Source organism: Aquidulcibacter sp., from assembly GCF_020253525.1.
GTDB lineage: Bacteria > Pseudomonadota > Alphaproteobacteria > Caulobacterales > Aquidulcibacteraceae > Aquidulcibacter.
Map to the genome: position 1 here is coordinate 1 of NZ_JADCBK010000060.1, position 23,773 is coordinate 23,773.

General features: G+C 57.8%; 12 protein-coding genes. 7 read left to right on the forward strand and 5 right to left on the reverse strand.

The features are described from left to right. Positions 1-1,411: IS66 family transposase (locus IOB61_RS07960; protein ID WP_290814811.1), on the forward strand; the 1,411-nt coding region annotated here is incomplete at its 5' end. Between the two features lie 299 nt (positions 1,412-1,710). On the opposite strand, the gene IOB61_RS07965 is transcribed toward IOB61_RS07960, so the two are convergent. Beyond that, positions 1,711-3,396 carry a UvrD-helicase domain-containing protein gene (locus IOB61_RS07965; RefSeq protein WP_290814814.1) on the reverse strand — a complete coding sequence of 562 codons (1,686 nt, stop codon included), beginning with the start codon at positions 3,394-3,396 and terminating at the stop codon, positions 1,711-1,713. Positions 3,397-3,445: 49 nt separating this feature from the next. Beyond that, positions 3,446-5,275 carry an AAA family ATPase gene (locus IOB61_RS07970; protein ID WP_290814817.1) on the reverse strand — a complete coding sequence of 610 codons (1,830 nt, stop codon included), beginning with the start codon at positions 5,273-5,275 and terminating at the stop codon, positions 3,446-3,448. Between the two features lie 814 nt (positions 5,276-6,089). Here IOB61_RS07970 and IOB61_RS07975 point away from each other — a divergent pair. The 6 genes from IOB61_RS07975 to IOB61_RS08000 all read left to right on the forward strand — a co-directional run bounded on the left by IOB61_RS07975 (position 6,090) and on the right by IOB61_RS08000 (position 19,285). Continuing rightward, a complete protein-coding gene (locus IOB61_RS07975; protein WP_290814820.1) occupies positions 6,090-8,981 on the forward strand; it encodes an SNF2-related protein in 2,892 nt (963 codons plus the stop codon). 32 nt (positions 8,982-9,013) lie between these two features. After that, positions 9,014-12,124: a site-specific DNA-methyltransferase gene (locus tag IOB61_RS07980; protein ID WP_290814824.1), complete on the forward strand. Its 3,111-nt coding sequence runs from the start codon at positions 9,014-9,016 to the stop codon at positions 12,122-12,124. Then, positions 12,124-15,441: a DEAD/DEAH box helicase family protein gene (locus IOB61_RS07985; protein WP_290814827.1), complete on the forward strand. Its 3,318-nt coding sequence runs from the start codon at positions 12,124-12,126 to the stop codon at positions 15,439-15,441. The genes IOB61_RS07980 and IOB61_RS07985 overlap by 1 nt, the downstream gene beginning before the upstream one ends. Positions 15,442-16,047: 606 nt before the next feature. Continuing rightward, a complete protein-coding gene (locus tag IOB61_RS07990) occupies positions 16,048-17,448 on the forward strand; it encodes a GIY-YIG nuclease family protein (protein WP_290814830.1) in 1,401 nt (466 codons plus the stop codon). A gap of 573 nt (positions 17,449-18,021) precedes the next feature. Beyond that, positions 18,022-18,768 (forward strand): SUMF1/EgtB/PvdO family nonheme iron enzyme, encoded by a 747-nt coding sequence (locus tag IOB61_RS07995; protein ID WP_290814833.1) that lies wholly within the window; start codon positions 18,022-18,024, stop codon positions 18,766-18,768. Position 18,769: 1 nt separating this feature from the next. Next, positions 18,770-19,285 carry a thermonuclease family protein gene (locus IOB61_RS08000; RefSeq protein WP_290814836.1) on the forward strand — a complete coding sequence of 172 codons (516 nt, stop codon included), beginning with the start codon at positions 18,770-18,772 and terminating at the stop codon, positions 19,283-19,285. A gap of 279 nt (positions 19,286-19,564) precedes the next feature. On the opposite strand, the gene IOB61_RS08005 is transcribed toward IOB61_RS08000, so the two are convergent. The 3 genes from IOB61_RS08005 to IOB61_RS08015 all read right to left on the reverse strand — a co-directional run bounded on the left by IOB61_RS08005 (position 19,565) and on the right by IOB61_RS08015 (position 23,715). Continuing rightward, a complete protein-coding gene (locus IOB61_RS08005; RefSeq protein WP_290814839.1) occupies positions 19,565-21,232 on the reverse strand; it encodes an AAA family ATPase in 1,668 nt (555 codons plus the stop codon). Between the two features lie 903 nt (positions 21,233-22,135). Continuing rightward, on the reverse strand, positions 22,136-22,543 hold the full coding sequence (locus tag IOB61_RS08010; protein WP_290814842.1) for an AtzH-like domain-containing protein: 408 nt from the start codon (positions 22,541-22,543) through the stop codon (positions 22,136-22,138). Next, positions 22,540-23,715, reverse strand: coding sequence for an amidase (locus tag IOB61_RS08015; protein WP_290814845.1), 1,176 nt, complete (start codon positions 23,713-23,715; stop codon positions 22,540-22,542). The genes IOB61_RS08010 and IOB61_RS08015 overlap by 4 nt, the downstream gene beginning before the upstream one ends. Between the last annotated feature and the right edge of the window lie 58 nt (positions 23,716-23,773).

A 23,773-nucleotide genomic window follows, 5' to 3' on the forward strand; every position in this document is an offset into this window, starting at 1 on the left:
CAAGCTGGTTGATCAGTTGGAATTGCAGATCGACGAACTCACCACCGCACAATCCGAAGCCAAGACCAAAGCGGAAATCAATCGCCTGGCCAGCACGCAGTCTGCGCCAGACACCAAGCAGGACAAGGCACCAAACCACCCCAAGCGCGCCCCGCTGCCTGATCATTTGCCGCGCGAGAGAATCGTCCTGCCATCACCAAGCGCCTGCCCCTGCTGCAGCGGCACCCTCGTGAAACTCGGCGAGGATGTGACGGAAACGCTGGAGGTCATCCCGCGGCAATGGAAAGTCATCCAGACCGTGCGGGAGAAATTCGCCTGCCGCAGTTGTGAGGCCATCTCCCAGCCGCCCGCGCCCTTTCACCCGATCATGCGCGGCAGGGCGGGGCCGCATCTCCTCGCCACCATTCTGGAGGCGAAATTCGGCCAGCACCTGCCGCTCAATCGGCTGAGCGAGACCTTCGCGCGTGAGGGCATCCATCTCAGCACCTCGACGATCGGGGATTGGGTGGGCGCCAGCACTGCAACGATCACGCCGCTCATGATGCTGATTGATGCCCATACGATAGCCGCCGAGCGGCTGCATGGTGATGATACCACTGTGCCGGTACTGGCGGCGGGCAAAACCGATGTCGGGCGCTTTTGGACCTATGTGCGCGATGATGCGCCCTTTGGTGGCACGGACCCGCCCGCGGCGATGTTTCGCTATTCCCGAGATCGAAAAGCCATCCATCCCGAACGCCACTTGGCCAGTTACACCGGTATTCTGCAGGCAGATGCCTATGCCGGGTTCAATGGGCTCTATGCAGCAGGGCGACAGCCAGGGCCGATCCTGGAGGCCGCTTGCTGGGCGCATGGCAGGCGGAAACTGTTCAAGCTGGCCGAACTGCATCACATGCCACTCGCCATTGAGGCCGTGCGCCAGATTGATGCGATATTCGCCGCCGAGGCCACCATCAATGGCAAGCCTGCGGCTGAGCGACTTGCGGTGCGCCAGCGCGACATCGCGCCATTAGTGGCCGCGCTTGAGGCGTGGATGCGGGCCGAGCGGGCGAAGCTCTCGCGCCACAATGACCTTGCCCAGGCCATGGATTACATGTTGAAGCGCTGGGAGGCTTTCACGCGGTTCCTGAGTGATGGGCGCACCTGCCTGACGAATAACGCCGCCGAGCGCATGTTGCGCGGCGCGGCCCTTGGACGGAAGGCTTGGCTCTTTGCGGGTTCTGACCAGGGCGGAGAGCGCGCCGCCGCCATGTATAGCCTGATCCAGACCGCAAAGATGAACGGCGTTGATCCGCGCGCCTGGCTTGCTGACGTACTCGCCCGCATCGCTGATATGCCGCAGCAAAGACTTCATGAATTACTGCCCTGGAATTGGAAAAAGCAGCAGAGCATGGCGCACAGCGCAGCGTGAAGATCAGAAAGCCGTGGGACTCGCCGGATAGTTACGGATAAATCGGTCACGGAATAACACCGCGCCATTGGTGCGCGGCCTGCCATATGTCCTGCATGCTGCGGCTGACGCTGCTGGCGCCGGATATGGTTGAGGCGAATCTGGACGGGCGGCAGCCGAAGGGGGTGACGCTACCGGGGCTTCTGGAGCCGTTTCCTGTGGAATGGGGGCAACAGTGAAGCCTCATTATACTGCAAAAATGTTTGAGTCGTAGCGGAAGCTAGCTAGCCCTGCAGCAAGCGGAAACGGCCCGCGCCTGGCTAGGCGGGCGCGAGGGGCGGGTACGTGCCAGACGCTCTAATGATCGCGACTCGGCGGCGAGCGCGCGTGATGGCGACACGAAGCAGGCGGCGGGCATGTGGCGATGGTGGAGGGTCGCGAGCCAAGTCGAAAAAGTGGGACTTGAACTGGCCCTCTACCAGGATAACGCCGTCGAACTCCTTCCCTTTGGACTTGTGGATGTTCATCACTAGGACGCCCTGCGGTTCCAGTTCGGCAGACATCAGCCGCTCCTGATCGAGGGTCTTCTTAACGAAGGTGGTCGCGCCCTGGTAGGTTCCCGTGTTGACCCACATGCTCGACAGGCCCCGGCCAAGCGCATCCGCCGCCCGGAACAATCGGACCAGGTGGACTTGTTTCACTACATCTTCCAGGACGGGGATGGTCGCCAGGACGGCGCGCGCGGCTCGCCAGTCTACCACCGGATCCCCTAGCAAGCCGACACCGACCGCCGCGGCTGCCGAGATTTCCTTACCGAACTTATTCCGCAATGGGCGCCCCGCGAGCGCTGCCTCAGCGGCCTCGCCAAAGCCCTTTGCGGCGGCCTTGGCTGTCTGCGTGTTGTCGATGGCTGCCTTAAGCCGGCAATAGGCCGCCGCTGCTTGCATGGTGGCGGCTGCGCTTTCAGCCGGCGGCGTCCTGGGCCATTCCAAAATGGAGGCGAGGACAACGGCAGCCGCCGCCGAAAGCTCGGCGTCCCAAACCACCTCGTGACCGACCGGTTTCAGGGTAGACGTCTTGTAGACGTGCTCCTCGCTTAGGATCGTCGAGATGTCGGACACTAGGGCGTTGCTCCGGCAAAGGACTGCGATACTAGGATTTTCGATCCCCTGCTTGGCGAGCTGTCCGAACATCCAGATCACAGCGGCATGGGTCATTGTCGAGAACATCCGCGGCGGATAATTGATTTGGGCGACTTCCGGACACGGCTTCGGCAAGGCGGTGTCGTGCAGCACGGCGTCCGCAAACTTGAGGATGCCGCTGTTGGGACTGCGGTGGTTATCACCCGCCAAATCGGTGACCATCGGCTTCAAGAAGGCGATGGCCCTTTCGATCCGTAGTGGGTCCACCTTAGGCTGGTACTGGAAAATGCTCTGGTCAGGGTCGGCAAGGCAGAAGATGGTCGTGACCTTCGACAGGGCGGCCACGAGCCGCCACTGGTCGTCGTCGGTGTCCTGGAACTCGTCGACTATGATCAATGGATACTTACGGCCGATCAATCGGCGCAAAGCGGCGCAGCCTTCGATCAGGTCTGCCGCCGCGCCGGCGAACTGGTCGAAGCCGAAAACGGCCTGTTCGCGGGCTAGGCGCCCCGCCTCGTCGGCCCAGTCACCGTCGAACGCCGCCTTCTGAAGGCGTTCTTCATCCGGGTAGCGGATCGAGGTAGGTTTTCCGGTCAGCAGCCGCCCATGCGACTTCAGCAGCTCGAGACAGAACGAGTGGTAGGTCTGGACTTCGATCTGCTTTCGCTCCGCCGCCTTGAGGATCGTTTTGCATCGGACCAAGACAGCGCGCACGGCCGCTCTGGAGAAGCTCAGGAAGAGCACCTCCTGGGCAGCTCCGAGCGTCGACAGCAACGCCTGGGCCTTGAGAAGCGCGATCGTTGTCTTGCCAGCACCTGGCCCTCCCTTCACCAGGAGATGCCCTTCAGCGGCCAGTATCGACACCCGCTTGGCATCCAGCTCCAGCTTCAGGTGACATCTCCGAACAGCATGTTCAACCCGCCCTGCCGGCGTCGCCCTCGTCCGGCGGCGCCAAGGCATTGTGAATGGCTTCCAATATATCGCGGATCGTCTTGGGAAGCTGGTCCGCGGTTTCACACGCGCGAACGAAGATCGCAGCGTAGCCGAATGCATCACCCTTCCGGGCTCTCAGCACGTCCAGCGCGAGGTCCTTGGCCTTGGCGGCCGTGTCAACCAGCGCGTCATACTTCCCGAGGGCCGTCGGGTAATCAGAGCGACCCTCGACCTCGGTTAGGAAGCGCACGTGCACGGCGCTTGCCGTTTCCTCCACCAGAAGCGCTTCGATCCCCTTGTGCGGCAGGGTCCAGTGCTGTGTATAGTCGCCCAACTGCGCGATAGCGTCGACGGTCAATGGCTTGTTGGGCTTGTCGCAAACGCCGAAGACCGGCTTTCCCATGGCTTTGAACACAGGCCCGTACTTCGGGACAGCGGTCTCGCTCCCTGCATTGAATAGGCTGACGCCGGCAAGATCGAAGTGGGCGTAGGCGTCGGCGCCCAATGAGGTTTCCATGATCGTGGACGCCTCCGCGAAGAGCGCGGTTTCCGTCGATCCCTCCACCACGAGGACGGCGCGGCTGAGAATGGATTCGGCGAACTGACGGCGTTCTGTCTTGAAGGTCTTTGGTTTAAATGTCCCCAGGTTGATGGGGGCGCCGGTCAGCGCGCCATCGTTTTGCCGGTCGAGGATCACGACGTCCTTTGGCTCGAACTGCTCAATGACATAGGGCGAATGGGAAGTGACGATGGCCTGTCCCATCTCGGCTAGTACGAACTGGCTTACCCGCCGCTGCGTGTGGGGCGGCAGGGCAATCTCGGGCTCCTCCATGGCGAAGATCACGGAGCCCTTCTCCTTGAGTTCGGCGATCACCGTGAGAAGCGCGAACACCAGCAGGTTGACGGACCCGGTGCCGAGCCGCGCAAACGGCACCGCGTAGCCGATCGGCTCGGCCGCGATAAAGAGCTTCACCACCTCGCGGAGGTTCTCGCGCGTCAGCTCCGAGGCGAAGAAGCTGGTCGCATCTTCACCGGGCGCGAGATTCACAAATCGCGCCATCCGCCTGCGGATGTCTGCCCGTACCTGCTTCAGCTGGGCGACTTCTCCGATGGAGGGTTTCAGGTCCTGCAGGCGGTCGAGCGTGTCCTGCCACATATCGGCGAGGCCTGTGCCGCCCAGGCGGAGGACGGTGTCCAAGAGAGAGCCTCGCTGCAGGCTGAGAGCGCGGGAACCGGTCCGGAGGGTACGAAGGAACACAAAGCCACATAGCCGCTTATGCTCCCGACCGAAGATCCGGCGCCCGGTGCCCAGCGCGACCTCCATGGTCTCATCATCGTCGTCAGGCGGCTCGATGGGATGGTCGAAGAAGGTGTTGCCGACAAAGTCATCCTCGTCCTTGTCATATCGGCCGAGAAAGACCAAGGGCAGAGCCCAAGTGATTAGCGGCCCGTCACCGGTCACAGGGCCCCCATCGCCCTCGTCAGCAAAGTCGCTCTTGGAGATGTCCCAGCGGCGCAGGTGGCGAAAGAATCGCAGTTCCGCCTCCGGCGACAGGTCGGTCAAGACCGCCTCGATGCGGATCACTATTGGGGTGCCGTCCTTGCCCTTGTAACGCCCGCAGTGGAAGTCGTGTTCATCGACAACCGGGCGCCGATACAGCCGCTCCGGCCCCAGAACGAGATCAAGTGCCTCGCAGACAGTGGACTTGCCGACGTTGTTCCCACCAACCAACAGGGTATGCCCAGAGAAGTTGACCGTACCCTGGGCGATCCCACGGAAGTTCGAAATGATAAGCCTCTTAACCTTCACCCCACCGTCCCCCTACCCCCGCCGCGTGGGAACATCGCACACTGGAACAATTCCGTCGATCTAAACGGGTGGTTATTGGCCGCGCATTGATCAGCATGGTGAATCGGAGGCCGCCCCTCCCTGATAGAGATCAGCCGAATGACAGTTATCTGAGTTCGCTCTTCGGAAAGCTGCCAGGCAGGTATCGGCCAGTTGCTGCCGGCCAAAACGAAGCCGCAACCGTCCCATGACATCAGGCGCGGCTCGAGCGATGGGAGTGCGACGGCGCGAGACGGGCCGCTTCGGCACGATCAACGAAATGGCGGCGGGGAGAACATCATCTTGTCCTATGTCTCGCGACTGCCCCGCCTGACGCTGCGGCGCAGGGCGTGGTCGAGGCGATCCTGGACGGGCAGCAGCCGGAGGGGGTGACGCTGCCGGCTCTGCTGGAAGGGGTGCCGGTAGGGTGGGGGGGGCAGGAACCGCCCAACCGTCTGAACCGATGCTAACCCTAGGCGCACCTCGCCGAGCATACCGTCTGCTGCTACATTGAAAAACTGCCGATCGGGTACCCAGGAACAATGATGGCAAAAATTACACTCTTTTCATGATCACGCCTCCTCAGCAGAATGACGCTCGAGATTGCATGCCGTCTCAAGCCAGTAGGGGCGGTGATTCCTGGAGGCCATCTTGATCTTAGGACCTGCAAGGGACTGTTCGAACAAACTGCTGACGTTGGAGAGCATCCAGGCTGGACACTTCGCCTGCCGAACGGTTTTAACCCAGATGAAGGCCCGAACCATCTCCTGTTCGCGCCTTGCGGCAGACTTTTGACATGATCGTATCCGACTATCATGCCAAATACTTTGCCGAGGACCTCTCACGCCGTGCCCCAAGCGGCATGGATCGTCTGTCAGCGGCCCTATTCGATGCTGCGGTTGACCTCAACCCGCATCAGATTGAAGCCGCGCTCTTTGCACTGCGCTCACCGCTCTCCAAAGGCGTGATGCTTGCTGACGAGGTCGGCCTGGGTAAGACGATCGAGGCGGGGATCGTACTGTGCCAGCTTTGGGCCGAACGCCGCCGCAGGCTTCTGGTAATTTGCCCAGCCTCCATCCGCAAGCAATGGGCGCTCGAACTCCAGGAGAAGTTCAACCTCCCAGCCGTGGTTCTCGACGCGCGCTCATGGGGCGATGCCACGCGCTTGGGCCAGGACCCCCTTACGCAGCCCGCCGTTCTGGTCATGTCCTACCACTTCGCCAATAGCCAACGGGACGCCCTGAAAAGAATCGCCTGGGACATCGTCGTCATCGACGAAGCCCATAAGCTGAGGAACGCCTATCGGCCCAGCAACAAGGTAGGCCAGGGAATCCGCTGGGCTACGGAAGACTGCCGCAAGGTCCTGCTGACCGCGACGCCCCTGCAGAACTCCCTCCTGGAACTGTATGGCCTCAGCACACTGATCGACGAGCAGATGTTCGGCGATGCCGATGCCTTTCGGTCCCAATACGCCACGGCGGGCGGCGATCTTGCTGGCCTACGGCAGCGCCTCGCCGCTTTCTGCAAGCGAACCCTTCGCAAGCAGGTGACCGAGTACGTCCGCTACACAGAACGGCGCACCATCACCCGGCCCTTTCACCCGAACGACGCGGAGCAGGCCCTCTACGAGGCGATTTCGAGTTTCCTTCAACGGGAGGACAGCTATGCCCTTCCGCGACGCCAGCGCCATCTGACAACACTCATCCTACGAAAGCTTCTCGCCTCCTCCTCAATCGCCATCGCAGCTACGCTCGACGCACTTCGCCTCCGGCTTGAGGAATTACGAGACCAGAAGACTGGCAATGATGAGGAACTAGCCGCACGGATCATCGAGGACGAAGAGCTCGAACCCGAACTTCTCGATGAAATCCTTGATGAAAATGACAGCGAAGGTGGCGCCGAGGCAGATGCGCCTCAGACAATCAACCATGCTGTACTGAAGGAAGAAATAGCGATCCTCGCCGCACTCGCTGATCGGGCACGGCAAGTCGGCGTGGATACCAAATCGCAGACGCTGCTTCAGGCATTGGAGCTTGGCTTCACGGAAATGGAGAAAACCGGCGCCGCACAGAAGGCACTCATTTTCACAGAGTCCAGGCGCACACAAGAATATCTAAAAGGCTTCCTCGAAGCCCATGGGTACTCGGGCCAGGTCGTGCTCTTTAACGGCACAAATGGCGGGCCGGAAGCGCACGCAATCTATGAGGAATGGGTCGCCCGCAACCGGGACTCAGGCCGTGTATCCGGCTCTCGCGCAGTCGACTCCCGTACCGCACTGGCGGAGCATTTCCGCGACGGAGCGCAAATCATGCTGGCCACAGAAGCAGCAGCCGAAGGCATAAACCTTCAGTTCTGCTCCCTGGTCATCAACTACGATCTGCCCTGGAACCCGCAACGTATCGAACAGCGCATTGGCCGCTGCCACCGCTATGGTCAGAAGCACGACGTAGTCGTCATCAACTTCCTCAACGAACGCAACGCGGCCGACAAGCGTGTGCTGGAGCTACTGACCGAGAAATTCAGCCTGTTCAACGGTATCTTCGGCGCCTCCGACGAAATCCTGGGCTCGATTGAGTCCGGGGTGGATTTCGAAAAACGCATCCTGGCCATCTACCAGCAATGCAGAACGCCCGATGAAATTGACACTGCGTTCCGCGCACTTCAGGCGGAGCTTGACGAGCAGATCCGCACCCGCCTGGCTGACACGCGCAAGGCGCTGCTCGAAAACTTTGATGAAGATGTGCATGAACGCCTGCGCGTGCGGCTTGCCGACACCCAGGCAACCTTGGATCGCGTCAGCCGCCGCTTCTGGGCAGTTACGCAGCACATGCTGGCGGCCATGGCGACTTTTGATGAAAGCACCCTGGCATTCGACCTGCACGCCCCGCCAACACCCCAAATCTCCCTCGGGCGCTATCACCTTATCTCCAAGACGCGCCCGCAGGCGCCGGGCGGAGAAACTGAGGAGATCAGCCAGTTCCTCTACCGCCTGTCGCATCCCCTCGGCCAGCACGTCATTGATACTGCCAAGGCCCTGCCCACACCCCCCGCCGAGATCGTCTTCGACATATCCGGTCACCCCGCCCGCCTCTCGGTCATTGAGGCGCTGAAGGGCAAGGCAGGCTGGCTAACGTTGCGGCGCCTTGGCATCGAAAGCTATGAACGAGAGGAGCACCTGCTCTGTTCGGGCTTCGCCGAAAACGGACTGGCACTCGATCAGGAAACGATGGAACGGCTATTCCTCTGTGCCGCTAAACAGGTCCGCCCGCGGGCGGTGCCGCCTGACGTCCAAGAACGCTTGCATGCCGAAGCGGAAAGGCACGCCCAGGCCACCATAAGTCGATCCCTGGAAACCAATAATCGTCACTTCCAGGAAGCCCGAGAAAAGCTGGAACGCTGGGCCGACGACATGGTGCTGGCCGCCGAAAAAGCGCTGGCCGATACGAAGGAACAGCTTAAGGTTCTGCACCGCCAATCCCGCCAGGCCCCAACCCTGGAAGAACAAAAGCAGCTACAGGATAAGATCCGCCGCTTGGAACAGCAGCAACGCCGCCAGCGTCAGGAAATCTTCCAGGTTGAGGATGAAATCATGGCCAAGCGAGATGCCCTGATTGATCAGCTTGAAAGGCGCCTGGCCCAGCGCACGGAAGCCGAGACCCTGTTTACGATCCGCTGGGTGGTCCTGTAATCACGCCGGATGACACCAAGGAAGCAAGAAAAATGAGCAATTTCGATACCCTGGTCGCCAAGCTGCGCGAGATTTTCCAGATTGATCGCCCCGACCTTGATTTTGGTGTCTACCGTATCCTGAATGCCCGGGCGGGCGAGATTGAGGAATACCTATCCAACCGCCTGAAGGCGCGTGTGGCTGAGGCACTAGCCGCCGGGGCTGCCGCGAATATCGAAGCTTTGCGAGCCGAACTGACCAAATCCATAAAGCAGTTCGAGGACCTGGGTGAAATTCCTGACGACAAGAAAAGGGTGAAAGATCTGCGCGCCGCGCTTGCCGCCGCCAGCGCAGGGGCATCTGAACATGAGAACCAGGTATCTTCCCACCTGCTGACGTTTTTCTCCCGTTACTTTGATAAAGGGGACTTCATCAGCCAGCGCCGCTACAAGGGCGACACCTACGCAATTCCCTATTCAGGGGAAGAAGTGGTTCTCCATTGGGCTAACCGCGACCAATATTACACCAAATCTGGCGAGTCCTTTTCCAATTTTAGCTTCAAGCTGGAAGACGGCCGTGCTGTTCACTTCCGCCTTGTCGCCGCCGATACGGCCAAGGACAACCGCAAGGATAATGACAAGGAACGCCGCTTTGTGCTGGCGACCGCGCGGACAATCACCCGCACGGATGAAGATGGCGAGACCTTTGAGGAAACCATCCAGCCCGTGACCGAGGAAGATGGCGCACTGGTGATCCGGTTCGATTATGCCCCGCAGCCGAAAGGCACCAAGCAAGAAGCGCTGGTTGATCAGGCGGTAGCGGCGATTCTGGCCGATGATGCGGTCAAGGCGCGCTGGTTGGCGCTCACCACCCGCGCCCCGACAGAAAAGAACCCCCAGCGCACACTGCTGGAAAAGCACCTGAAGACCTATACCGAGAAAAACACCGCAGACTACTTCATCCATAAGGATTTGGGCGGCTTCCTGCGCCGCGAATTGGATTTTTATATCAAGAGTGAGGTGATGAACCTGGATGATGTGCAGGGGGCCGAAGCCTTCGCTGATATCGAACGCAACCTGCGGATGATCCAATGCTTGCGCGCCATTGCGCTGGACTTGATCACCTTCCTTGCTAGCATTGAGAATTTCCAGAAGAAGCTTTGGTTGAAGAAGAAATTCGTCGTCGCAGCGCATTATTGTGTGACGCTAGATAGAGTTCCGGAAGCGCTTTACCCCGCCATCATGGCGAACCCCGCACAATGGGCGCAGTGGCATGAAATGGGCATGCGTTCTAGCGCCGCGTTGGGAACGGTCGAGGAACTGAAGGCCGCGCCCTTTTTGATGGTGGACACGGCGCTGTTTGATGCAGGGTTCCGCGCTGATTTGTTGAAAGCTATTCCTGACCTGGATGCCAGCCTAGACGGGCTGCTACTACATGGGGAGAATTTTCAGGCGCTAACGCTGTTGATGCAGCGGTATCGGGAGCAAGTAAAATGTGTCTACATGGACCCGCCCTACAACATCGGAAAGAACGACTTCACCTATAAGGACGCTTACAAGCATTCCAGCTGGGCAGCCATGCTGTTTGATCGACTAACACTGGCAATGCATCTATTGCGACGGGACGGCATACTGTCGATGTATATTGACGAGAACGAACACTATAATGCTGCGCTGGTTCTTTCCGCAGTCTTTGGAAAAGAGAACCGTGCTGGGGATATCATCTGGAAGAACTCTAGCAAGAACGACCAGTCCTACGTTTCGATGCAGCATGAGTACCTGATGACGGCTGTCGTTGACAAGAACGTAAACAAAGGTAACTGGACCGAAAAGAAGGAAGGCTTGGATGAAATATATGCAGCCTTTGCTAAACTGAGGAAGGAGCACGGAACCGATTGGAAGGCCATCCACGCCGCCGCACTGAAATGGTACGCAACGTTTCCGGACTCAAATCCGATACGGGATAGCAAACACTATAGCTGGATGGATGAGCGCGGAGTGTACTTCCCAGATAATATTTCAGGGCCAAACTTCGGACAGTATAGGTATGACGTAATTCATCCCATGACCGGGCGAGTTTGCAAAGAACCGTCCAGCGGATGGCGATATCCTGAAGAGACGATGCTTCAGAGAATTAAGGATGGCCTCGTTCATTTTGGAGACGATGAGACCACGGTTCCGAACAACAAGACCTACTTAAAAAACACCGAGTTTCAGAGCCTTACAAGCATCAAGTATCGGGATGGTCGTGTGGCGAGCAAAACACTTGCCAGTCTGTTTGGTGGTAAGGCGTTCACCAACCCAAAGGACTACGAGCTGTCATCTCGTTTCTTAAAGGCATTCGAGACAGACAGAGAAATCATCGTTGACCATTTTGCGGGTACTGGGACAACCGGCCATGCTATCCTGCACTTGGCCCGCAATTCCTCTGAGAAACGACGTTACATTCTGGTTGAACAAGGCGACTACTTCGATACTGTGCTGAAACCGCGCATGATGAAGGTTGTCTATTCCGCTGATTGGTCCGAAGGTAAACCAACCGCTCCCGAAACAGGGATCAGCCATGCCTTTAAGGTACTCAAGATCGAGGGCTATGAGGATAGTCTGAACAACCTCGAGCTGAAACGATCAGACGCGCAGGCTAATCTGCTCAATGAACTCAGCGAAGCCGCCCGCGATGATTACCTGATGCGTTATATGCTGGATGTTGAGGCGAAGGGTTCGCTTCTGTCTGTCTCAGATTTCCAGAAGCCCTTTGACTATACGCTCAAAATCGCCATTGACAGCGCCGGTGCCTGGGAAGAGCGCAAGGTGGATCTGGTCGAAACCTTCAACTATCTAATCGGCCTCACTGTTCGCCATATTGATATCCAGGCCAGGCAGGGCTTCGTGACGGTAGAAGGCTGGCTGCCGACCGGCGAAAAAACCCTGATCCTTTGGCGCGACTGTGAGAAACTCGGTTACGAAGAACTCACGCGTCTCTGCGACAAGCTGAAGATAAACCCGGCCGACAGCGAATTTGATGTGGTCTACATCAATGGCGACCACAACATCCCCTCCGTAGTGGAAACTACTGAGGAGGAAGGCAGTCTGGTGAAGAAGCTGATGCTGCGCCAGATCGAACCCGCCTTCCTGGATGCAATGTTCAATGTGGATGATGTCTAATGGCGCGCGCCCCGAAGAAAAAGCGCACCTTCCATCAGGAATTGGTATTGAACCGATGGATGCTAAGCCATTTCCACGGCGACGGCCTGATGACGCTGAAATCTCGTTTAGGCGAAGACCGGCACGAAGGCATTGACGATGACGGCCAGACAAAATTCTTCCATGAACTGACGCGCAGCCTTTTCAACATGGATCGGATCAATGAGGCCGATCTGCGTCGTTATGACCTTAACATCGTAGGGCATTGGCAGAAGATCACCCATCGCCGCAACGCCGCCACCGGCGAAGTGCTGACGATGAAATACTTCCAATACCTCTCCCTTCTGTTCACGGAAATCTACCTCGACTGGTATTTCAACCATCGGCAGGACCTACTGGATGGTTTGAATCAACAAATGACGGCCTATCGGGCAGAGGATGGGGCCGAACCGTTCAAGGACTACACCGCCGAAGACCTGAACAAGCTGGCCTTCTGGAACGCCACAGGCAGCGGCAAAACGCTAATCCTGCACATCAACATCCTACAATACCTGCACTACTTCCAGGCGGGAAATCCGAATCTATTCCCCGACAGGATCATCCTGCTGACACCAAATGAAGGTCTGTCGCGCCAGCATCTGGATGAATTCCATCAATCCGGCATCAACGCCCATGCCTTTGACAAAAACCAGGCCGGTTCGCTGTTCAAGGGTTGGGTGGATGTGATCGAGGTCACGAAGCTGGCCAATGAGATGGGCGACAAGACTGTCTCGACCGAGGCCTTTGAAGGCAATAACCTTGTCCTGGTTGACGAAGGCCACCGCGGCACCGGCAGCGCGGGCGGCGTCTGGATGGCACGGCGTGCTGCGCTGGTGAAGGGTGGCTTTGCCTTTGAATATAGCGCCACCTTCAGCCAGTCCGTGGCCAAGGGTTCCACTGTCGCCAAGGCTGAGGATGATATCCTGAAGGCCAAGGCAAGGCGCCTTTTTGACAAGACACTGAAGCAGCTGGATTCCACGGAACGCGCACAACTGCAGCTGACAACAGAAGAACGCGCCCGCGCCCGGATTGATGGCATCCGGGAAGCTTATGCCAAGGCCGTGCTGATTGATTACAGCTATAAGTATTTCTACGCCGATGGTTACGGGAAGGAGTCCCTGATCCTGAACCTTGACGACAAAGGTTATGACAAGGATGGGGATCTGTATTTCACGGCCTGCCTGCTCAGCTTCTATCAGCAGCTCTGGCTTTGGGATTCGCACCGCGACAAGATCAGGGATTTCAATATCGAGAAACCCCTCTGGGTGTTTGTCGGCAATACCGTTGCGGGCGAGGATAGTGATATCCTTGAAGTTATCAGATTTCTGGCTTGGTTCCTGAACCATCCAAAGGAAGCCACCACCTGGATTGCAGACCTTGTAGCGGACAAGGCCCGGCTGCTGGATTCGAAGGGCAACGATATCTTCGCCAAGCGCTTTACGCCCCTTATTCAGCGAGACGCGCTCACGATCTATGACGATATTCTGAAACGGCTGTTCAACGCGGATGCTCGGCAACGGCTGAAGCTGGTGAACCTGCGCAACAGCAAGGGTGAACTTGCCCTGCGGGTGGGGGCCTTCGACCCCTTCGGCCTGATCAACATCGGTGACGATTCCGGCTTCTTCAAAAACGCGGAAGACAGCACTGACTTTGACACCGAGGCAGATGATTTCGGTACGGGGCTTTTCGGAACAATCAACAACAAGGACAGCAAGCTGAATGTCCTTATTGGATCGCGAAAGTTCACCGAAGGCTGGTCAAGCTGGCGGGTATCAACCATGGGCCTGCTCAATATGGGCCAGGGGGAAGGGTCCCAGATCATTCAGCTTTTCGGTCGCGGCGTACGCCTGAAAGGGCGCGGCATGTCGCTCAAGCGCTCGCTGCCTGCTGAAAGGCCGAAGGGTACGCATATGGAACGCCTGGAGACACTGAATATCTTCGGCGTTCGGGCAAACTATATGGCCACCTTCAAGGATTATCTGAAAGAGGAAGGCATTACACCAAGCGATGAAATCATAGCGCTCGATTTCCCGACAAAGACCAACCTACCTTCTGGCACCAGATTAAAGACCCTGAAGCTGAAGGACGGTTACAAGGATAATCAGATCAAGGGCTTCAAGCGTATCCACTTCCCGACACTTTATGAAATTCCAGCGGAGTTTGCTGGTAAGGTTAAGCCGCCTCATGTTGTGCTAGATCTCTACCCACGCGTGGAGGCTCTCTCGACTACGGCAGTCAAAGAAAGTAGCGCGCCCGACAAACGCTATCGCGGTAAGCTGAGCAAGAAGGCAATCGCGTGCTTTGATTGGGACACGGTCTTCAATGCCGTGCAAGAATATAAGCTGCTGAAAAGCTGGAGCAACCTGAAGGTAGACCGAAACCGCCTTGCCGAGTTTTGCCTCGGCAATGATGGTTGGTACACGCTTTTCGTACCTCAGGAAGAATTGAAGGTGGAAGGGTTCGCTGATGTGCAGCGCCAGCAGAAAGTGATGGTGCAGCTGCTTACTGATTATACGGATCGCTTCTACCAGGGCCTAAAAGCCGCCTATGAAGGCCAGTTCTATGATGTCGCGCCAGTCGTGGAAGATTCAGGTTCGATCATCAAATTGTATCAATTCGAAATAGAAAACACCGACGATGGGCTCGAGTACAAGGAGAGGCTCGAGGTCCTGAGGGGCATTGTCGAATCTGGGAAGCTTGGCGAGGCGAGCAAGTGGAACGCCCCACATATGGTTGCGATCAGCTTCGGCCAGCATTTGTACTATCCCCTGCTCTCGCCGATTAAAGACGCTATCGTCCCCCTGAAGATGCGGCCCCTCGCCATCGGAGACCCGAGCGAGGTCCGGTTTGTCCAAGACCTGGAGGCATTTTATGAGTCCCCCGCGGGCAAAGAAGCCCTGGGAGGTTTAAGCCTTTATCTGCTGCGTAACGCGGATAATCGGGCCAAGGGGCTCGGCTTCGCATTAGCTGGAAACTTCTACCCCGACTTTCTTCTCTGGCTTGTTGACGATGAATCTGGAAAGCAGTGGCTTTCATTCGTTGATCCAAAGGGAATAAGGAATCTGAATTTGTCGGATCCGAAGTTCGGCCTGTATCGTGAAATCAAACAGATTGAGGCGCAGTTGGCCGACAAAGCCATCAGCTTGAGTGCCTTCATCTTGTCGATCACCAGCTTCCACGATTTGATCAATTTGCCCCGGACGACAACGAAATCTGACCTTGAGGAGCGCAATGTACTATTTATGGACGACGGCGGCCCATCCTACCTCCGCCAGCTCATAACCAAAGCCCGCGCGTGAACTCATCCCTCGCGTGGTCTGAACCACGCTGGATTTATCGGATGCTCCAACCCCCAACTAGGATGGAGACCCTATGATTGAGACGACAAAAAAATTTGTCCTGAGGTCCGTGCGCTGGGCTGTGCACCAAACCCTCCTGCTTCCGAACCGCGAACGCCTGATGGCCTGCGAATCCACCAAAAGCGGCTAATCTGTTTCGAGTAGGGGCACCTCAGATACCGCCCGAATTGCGGCGCTAGTGCGAGTTGGCCCCGTGAACTGTGTACACAAATACGCAGTTATCTTCACCTGATTGGCGATGGAGCGCCGCGGGAGCGAGCACCCGAAGAGACATAATTCTCATGAATTCCAATTGCTTGGTCGCCGTCAACAGCAAGCCGTGGGCATTTTTATCGATCTAAACCAGCGCATTAGCGGGCCGACTTTTGTACACGAATTTACTGCCTCGTTGGCCGCCAAAATTTATTGAGACCATTATCATATTTTTCTTGACAACATTCCTGGTTTGTGGCAGCCAAATAGCGTGGGAATGATCCCACAAAGGCGGCCGCCGAGGTGCTTCCAACACCCCGACGGCCTAACCCAAAACACAGGAGTATCAGTCCTATGTCTCAGGCTAATCACGAGCCTAGCTCTATTTTGCCCGCGGCGGAACGCCGCATCATCCCATTCCCGCGGCGCCACCCACGACGGCCGGATGCCCCGATTGTTTCCGTTCCGGAAGCCAGCGCGCACGTCCTGCCGAAGGTTGCCGCAGCGGGAGGCGGCGATGGTGATGATAGCCGTGGCAAAAGGCGCAAGAGAGCGCGTCTGCAACTTGTCAAAACCGATCAACTGCCATCACCTGAGCAGGTCTTCATTATTTATCAAATCCGAAGACGTTCTGATGGCCGAAGCTATGTTGGTGTTACGCAACGTAGCTTGGAAACACGCTTTCGCTTCCATCAATATGATGCGCATCGCAGAAGTAAAAAGCTGAGGGCTGGTGGATTGGCGTCGGCAATCAGGGAAGCTACCCAGCGTAATGTTGCGATCCACGAAGAATTCGAGATAACCAAGATCGACGGTTGCTCGACGCCCCGAGAGGCTAGAAAACTCGAGCAGGACTGGATCGAGCGCTTGCAAACAAGGGCGCCCAACGGGTTCAATTTGCAACCTGGTGGCGCAAGCTTAGGCGGCCCAGCCAATGGAAGACCGATTACGCTACGGATCGACGGACAAAGAGCGCGTCGATTTCCCTCGATTATGGCCGCACTTAACAGGGTAAATGCGTGGCGCATGCGCCAAGGAAAATCGCCGCTGGCATTTCCAACCGTGCGAGTGCGGCTCGAGTTAGGCCAGACTCCACGGCAAGCTTTCGAATTTGAAGAGCGGGTCGATAGAAGGCAGCTACGTGCAACGCCAATCGAGGTTGCAGGCAAGGAGTTCTATTCTTTGTCGAAAGCAGCGAAGGAGCATTGCATATCTCACACCGCGTTGAAGGGGCGTCTTTGGCGCGCTTCTCGCGCGGGTCTTGGTTCTGCCTGCCTGACTGAAGATCGGCGGCTGCCAGGCTCAGCAAGGCAGAATGGCGTCAAGACAGGACGCCTGCCACCATTCGAATTGCCTCATCCAACCAAATCAAATGAGGTTGTATCCGCTGCTGACTTTGCGAAGCTAACCGGCTTGCCAAAGGCAACGGTAACGTATCGCTATCAAAAAATGCGCCATGAAGAAGGTGATCAACTTTCTTCACTAGGGCGTGATGAGATTATTGCGCGTCTCTTGGACGGAACAGAGAGGCGCATTCAAATCTCATTGCCGCTACCCGATGGGCGCGCATTGCACGGTGGCGTCAGGGAATTGATTCGGAAAGTACTTTCGGATCCTGATCTACGCACGATGCGAAGCGAAGATATCGGTTTGAGTGGCATTCGGAAGCGGCTACGCCAGATTGAAAGTTGGCCAACGCCTCCAGCGCCGAAAATTGTTGCGAAAGCCTTCGGCTTTGGTGACGCGGAGGTCTGATTCCTCACGAGCGGCTCCCATAAATTCGGGGGCCGCACCTCTTGGGAAACTTGAGTCGCGAACATCTGAAATGTCTGCCCCAAAGACTGCGTTTTCTGAAAACACCGATGCGACTCCGTCCCAATCCATCCAGGGGCTCTTCGATAATCCAGACGACAGAAAACGTCTGAGCCCCTCAGCCGCCATTGGTGCCCGTAATATCCTACGAATTTGGTGTGTGCCGTCTGCCAGCGCGGCGATACTCATCGGCGTTTCACTCAGCACCTGGTATCGCATAAGGCATAATCAATGGTCGGGAACTTTTTCGCAGCATCAAATGACACGGGTTTCTCTACTATTGGGCATCTATCGTGGTCTACAAATTCAATTTGGTGAGGACCTAGGTAACAGATGGGTAAACCTAGCGAATAATGGCCCCCTCTTTCGTGGGCGGACACCATGCGAGTTTATGGTCGCTGAGGGCATTTCTGGAATGTGGCGGGTGAGAAGGTATGTTGATGGGATGGGATAGGGCTTCGAAGGTATGACCCTCACCTATACTGACAAAAACTGGGCTTGAGAGAGGTTTGGGATATGAGAATTCTTGTGCGCGCGCTTCTGCTCGCCTGCGCGACCATCGCAGTGCCATCTGCCCATGCACAGGGTGACATGCAGCCGATTGGCCGCTTTGCGATTGATCGCACGGAGGTTTCAGTCGCTGCCTTTCGCCGCTTTGTAGCCGCCACGGGCATGGTGACCATGGCTGAGCGCCAGGGCGGCGGTTCAGTGTTCGAGGCGGGCTGGGTGCGCAAGCCTGGCTGGACGTGGCGCACGCCCTTCGGTGAGCCCGCTGATGAGCGTGAGCCCGCGGTGCACATCACCTTTGACGAAGCAGCTGCCTATTGCCGATGGGCTGGCAAGCGCCTGCCGACGGATGCGGAATGGCTGGAAGCCGCGCATACGGAAAGGCGGGCGTCGCCTACACCGCCGTTCCAGACTGGCGCAACCTATCCCTATCCCAGTGGCGAACGCCCGACAGGCGCGAATTGTCTGCATGATTGCGGGCTGACACCTTTCGCATTGGACCGTTCGGTCAAGCTCAATCGTGGCATCGGCCCCGCACGCGTTGGCACAACGCAGGCCGGGGTGAATGGGCTTTACGACATGGGGGCCAATGTCTGGGAATGTGTGGATAGGGCGCAGGGGAATGAACGCATCACGCGCGGCGGATCCTGGTGGTATGGCGCGGCGCAGATGCGCAACGACCATCGCGCCAGTAAGCCTCCGGAAACTGCGGTGGTCTATATCGGGTTTCGTTGTGCACAGGATCGGAGGTCCTGAAGTGACAAATCCATACGCTGCATTCGCTATTGCGCTGCTTGCTGTTGGCTTTGTCGCTGCCGCTGAAGCCAAGCGCATGGATCCTGTGTTGCTGCAGGGCAAAGCGCGGGCGATTGATGGCGATACGCTCCAGGTGGGCGATACGCGGCTGCGGTTGCACGGCATTGATGCACCTGAGTTGCGGCAAACCTGCGAGGACAGCGCTGGCGAAGTCTGGGCTTGCGGGCGCCGTGCCGCATCCGAATTAGCAGCTGCAGTCGCCGGTGGCGAAATTCACTGCATCAGCCTCGAGCGGGATCGTTATCAGCGCCTTGTAGCGACCTGCTGGGCAGGCGGTCGGGATGTCGGGCAGTCACTTGTCGCGCATGGCTGGGCTGTCGCGTATCGGCGCTTTTCGGTGGATTATGTGAGCGAGGAGAATCTCGCACGCTATCTCACGCATGGGATGAGGGCGGGACGGTTTGAGATGCCCTGGGACTGGCGTCAGGGAAGGCGGAGGCAGGAGGCAAGTCGCTAAGGCCGGATAATCGAGGATTGCGCCTCCCAACTGTCCTCAATGAAATTGTCACAGAAAATCCCAACCTGAACTATCTTCTCGTTGACATGCACTTCTTCCACGAAGCTAGCACGGTCGTATCAAACTCTCCAACGATGTGAAGGCGATTTTTTTGACGCGGTACACGAGAGTAAGCGTAGCCGACCGTAACTGCCGTCCCACCTAATGCGCGATGAGCCTCTGCCTGCGACGATGCCATTGTTCGTGTAAAGCGGCGGCTTGCCTCGAGGGTTTGCATGCCTATTGGAAAGGTTTGATTGCCCTTCTGGGTCCATTAGCTTGATTTTGAGCTGGTGGTTTCATCCTTGATTTCCTTCGCCATCGAGCAACAATGGCATCGACCTCATCCCCGTTGATGACCTCATTCTGCGCAAGTAGCTTATAGATTCGATCGAATGCTTCGCGGTTGCTACTGATGGCCTGCTTAGCGCGAGAATAAGCCGTTTCCAGCATTCCGTTCACCTCACTCTGGAGACTACCATCTGCAGACAATGCGCTCGCGATTTGCCTGGCTTCAATGCCACCCGTCCAAAGCATGCTGCGCTCGCCCCTTCCCATGCCCTGCGACATTAGCGCTGCTAACGCTACCGACGTGGCCTTGTACAAATCGCTTTCTTCGGCGCCACCCGACAATGTGGATGGGCAACCCAGTACAACCTCCTCTGCCGCACGTCCGGCAAGAAGAATCATCATTCGCTTTTCAATGTCCTGGCGCGTAAGACATGGTTGGTCCGTGGCAATGACCTCGCCGCCCCCGTATTGCGTAGCAAGCAAGCTAACCCGCCGTACGACGCCTCTATCGTGGAGAGCTGCTACCAGGGCATGCCCGACCTCGTGGATCGCAACCCGCTTCCTCACTTCCGGATGCAGTCTGGGCTGGCCTGCACGAATGGCAGCCAGCAGATCGGCTTTGATCATCGGACGATCTTCAAATCGAGCACGACGCCGCGCATCGCGCACGAACCGTTCTGCCATGGCCGGGCTTGAGCCAACCGCGAAGTTGGCTACGCGCCGGAGATCTTGCTCGGCGAGATCACTGCCCAGATGGAACCTGAGAATTCCCGTGAGCCCCGTGACGTCCGGCAGACTGAGCCGAATCTCCCTATCAAGTCGCCCCGGGCGCCGCAGCGCAGCGTCAACGCGCTCAGGGTAGTTTGTCGTACCAATGACTACCACCCCCTCGCGTCCCTCTAGACCATCGAGTTGTTCGAGAAATGCATTCAAAACCTGGGTTTCATACCCCGCATTACGGCCTTCCATACTCCTCCGATTACCGGCCGAATCTACCTCATCCACTAGAACAATGCAGGGTGTATGCTGGCGTGCTGCATTGAAGGTTTCGATCATGGCTCGCAGCATTGTGTCAAGACTTCCTGCGGCCTGCCACACTGCAAAGCTACCCTGAAAAATGGGCACACGACAGGTCGCTGCAACCGCTCGGGCAGCTGTGGTCTTGCCCACGCCGGGCGGCCCTGACAAAAGAACTCCACGGTCAACATCGCGCCATAAAATTCGTCCCTGCTTGTACAGAGAAATATCCCGAGCCAGTGCGTTCCCCCAATCGACGACGCTGTCCATGCCGCATAATTCAGCCAACCTTGGGGTAGGCTCAGTTGATTGTGTCATCACCAGGTCTCGGACACGTTCGATGAAGCCATTCGGATCACCGTCTCGCCGAACCGCCAGCGCTAAATCCGCTTGCCTGACCCGACAAGCAATCTCGTGCTCAAGCTGCTTCGTAGGTGCGCGCCCAGTGACGGCTACTGCAACCTCAGATACCATCTCGGCGCTGATGGCAGGCGCATGCAGACGATATTCTGCGATGCGGCACAAATCCGCAGGCAGGTGCCGTGTTGGTGCAGGGCTGATTCCTACAATCGGATTACCCCTGGCCAATGCGTGCCTCACCGCCTCATTTCCGTGATCCGCACGATCAGATCGTAGTCGCCCGTCGCGAAAGTATGAAACCCACCTATCGGCTGCGTCTGTGTTTGGGCAGTCTGCGAAAACTGCACGCCGCAGACCATCACCCAGAGGCAGAACCATGTCTGCGTTTGGCACAGCGATAACCACAGCGGCGAACCCGCTGCGTAACTTTTCTACCAATTCGGGCTCTGCGGCCAGGATGCGTCGCGCTAAGGCGTAGCCCAACGCCGAGTCGGCTCGCGGGACGCTGTGGGAGGCTTCGTCTGGTTCGCCGCGTTGACAGATGGTAGGCGCGCTCAGGACATCACTGCGCGACCGTCTGGAAGCGGACTTCACAGACCGCTGGGGTTTTGACTGCATTTCGATAACCGCATTCGATGAAATTGGGCGCAGTTCCGGCGCCCACGAAAAAAACCGACTTATGAGCGGCAAAGGCCCTAACGGGCAGCCGTCATATGCGTTGCGCAGATATCGATATCAAACGCGACAGCACCTCAGCGCGAAAAGCTGAGCGCAAGCTCTGGGAGGGTGTTTCCGACGCGTTCATGGAGTTTGGCTACCGAAAGAGACCCCTCAGAGTCAAGAGTATTTTTGCTGCCCCAAGAAAGACTGCAGTTTCGCATACGGGCACCGCGCTATAATCTTCGAAGTGAGAACTTTTTGTTTGTGGAGAGGAGACATTTTGCTTGTCCGTCGTCAGATCATTTGAGACCGCTTTCCGTGTTGAGTTACGGAATATCTGCGCCATCGCGGTCTCATTCACAGCGAAGTCGCGGTTAAGCAGCGAGCTTCAGGCGCGGGTTCTCCCGTATTTGATGCTGCCGTTTCAACGGAATAGTCAGCCCTCACAAGTAACAGATGTCAGCAGGGAGGACGGCGGTTACCCTAAAGCGTTGGCTCCCGATCAATCATCGACACATGCGCAGCCACGACCTTCCATCCAACATCAGGGAAGCGCACCCAGGTCTGCATCTGGCGGCCGATCATATTCTGGCCGCGCACCTTATAGACCAGCGTGACGGTAGCAACATCGCGACCAATGGTGACGATATCAAGCCGTAGGCGTTTCTCTTTGCTGCCGGGGCCCGGCGGGCGCGCTACGCGGTGAGCATGGATACGATCAAACCCGTAGCCATGTTCGTAATTCGCCAGCCGGATCGTGTGTGGGCTGTTCCAGAAAGTGCCATCCAGCACCGCGACATCCTTGTCGATCAGTGCCTGCTCATAGCGTTCGAATAGGTCGCGGACCTCCTCAACAATTTCGGGGATATTCGGGGTACGGTCGTTATTCATGCTTGCTCCTCCATTGCCCGCGCCACGGCGACAAGTGTCGCATCGCTGCCACGTGGGCCAATGATTGAAAGGCCTATGGGCAGCCCATCAATCGTCGCACCCGGCAGATTGACTTGCGGATGTCCGGCCAACCCGCCCTGGGCGCAAAGGCAGGTGATGCGATCGCGCAGCGGATCGAGCATCGAAAGACGCTGCCCGCGTAGCGGCGCCGGGAATGGCGTGGTGGGCAGGCAAAGGATGGTACCAGATGGCAGCAACCAAGCCATGCGGCCCCTTGCTTCCTGGCGCATCAGATTGGCCCAGCCACGCTCACTGTCCGGCACCATCGAGCCCATGACTAAGTTGCGCGCGACAGAAAAGGCAAAGCGTGGATTACGCTCGTCGAGCCAATCCTTGAAGGTGTTATAGGCCTCAACCGGTTGCAGCGTGCGCTGGGCGCGTGCCCAAACCGATAGGCCTTGCGGCGCCATGACTTCCTCGCGGCTCGCGCCAATCAGTGCAGCAAGCCGCGCCACCATCGGCTGTAGCGCAGCCGCTACAGGCGCATCCGCAAAGCCGAAAGCATCCATCGCGATCACGAGCTTTGTCGGCAGTGTGGTGGGTATCTCCTCCTGCAGCAGCACGGATGAGACGCGCGCAAAGGTGGCTGCATCACGTGCGAACCATCCGGTGGTGTCGGAGGTCGGCGCCTGCGACATCATGCCGGTAACATCAAGCCTTCCATGTGTTGGCCTGATTCCATAAAGGCCGCAGAAGCTCGCTGGCACGCGCACCGAGCCACCCGTATCGGTGCCAAGCGCAGTATCGCAGATGCCAGCGGCAACCGCGGCGGCAGAGCCTGAGGAGGACCCGCCAGCTACCCGACCGGGGGCACGCACATTTATAGGCGTACCATCGAAGGCGTTCTCTCCCAGGATGCCGAGCGATACCTCGTCCGTGATCGTCTTGCCGATGAGCGTCGCGCCGCCATCGAGTAGCGCCTGTACAGCCCAGGCGTGCTGCGTTGGGATCGGGCGGCCCGTCGGCCAGTCGTGATTGCCGCCACCAGTGGGCACACCGGCAATATCAAACAGGTCCTTGACAGCAAAGGTGAGGCCAGCGAGAGGCCCACTGGGCCGTCCTTCGATATGGATGCGTGGGCCGGGCACGAAGGCGCCGATGTCTTCTGTCATGTCATTTCCCTCGTGATGGCGCCATTCGGACGGCGAAACTGGGACGGCGCGTTTCAGT

Bases quoted from the DNA above. Each gene is read 5' to 3' on its own strand.
- IOB61_RS07995 (WP_290814833.1), top strand. From the start codon at position 18,022: ATGAGAATTCTTGTGCGCGCGCTTCTGCTCGCCTGCGCGACCATCGCA.
- IOB61_RS08015 (WP_290814845.1), bottom strand. From the start codon at position 23,715: ATGACAGAAGACATCGGCGCCTTCGTGCCCGGCCCACGCATCCATATC.
- IOB61_RS07985 (WP_290814827.1), top strand. From the start codon at position 12,124: ATGGCGCGCGCCCCGAAGAAAAAGCGCACCTTCCATCAGGAATTGGTA.
- IOB61_RS07990 (WP_290814830.1), top strand. From the start codon at position 16,048: ATGTCTCAGGCTAATCACGAGCCTAGCTCTATTTTGCCCGCGGCGGAA.
- IOB61_RS07975 (WP_290814820.1), top strand. From the start codon at position 6,090: ATGATCGTATCCGACTATCATGCCAAATACTTTGCCGAGGACCTCTCA.
- IOB61_RS07980 (WP_290814824.1), top strand. From the start codon at position 9,014: ATGAGCAATTTCGATACCCTGGTCGCCAAGCTGCGCGAGATTTTCCAG.
- IOB61_RS08010 (WP_290814842.1), bottom strand. From the start codon at position 22,543: ATGAATAACGACCGTACCCCGAATATCCCCGAAATTGTTGAGGAGGTC.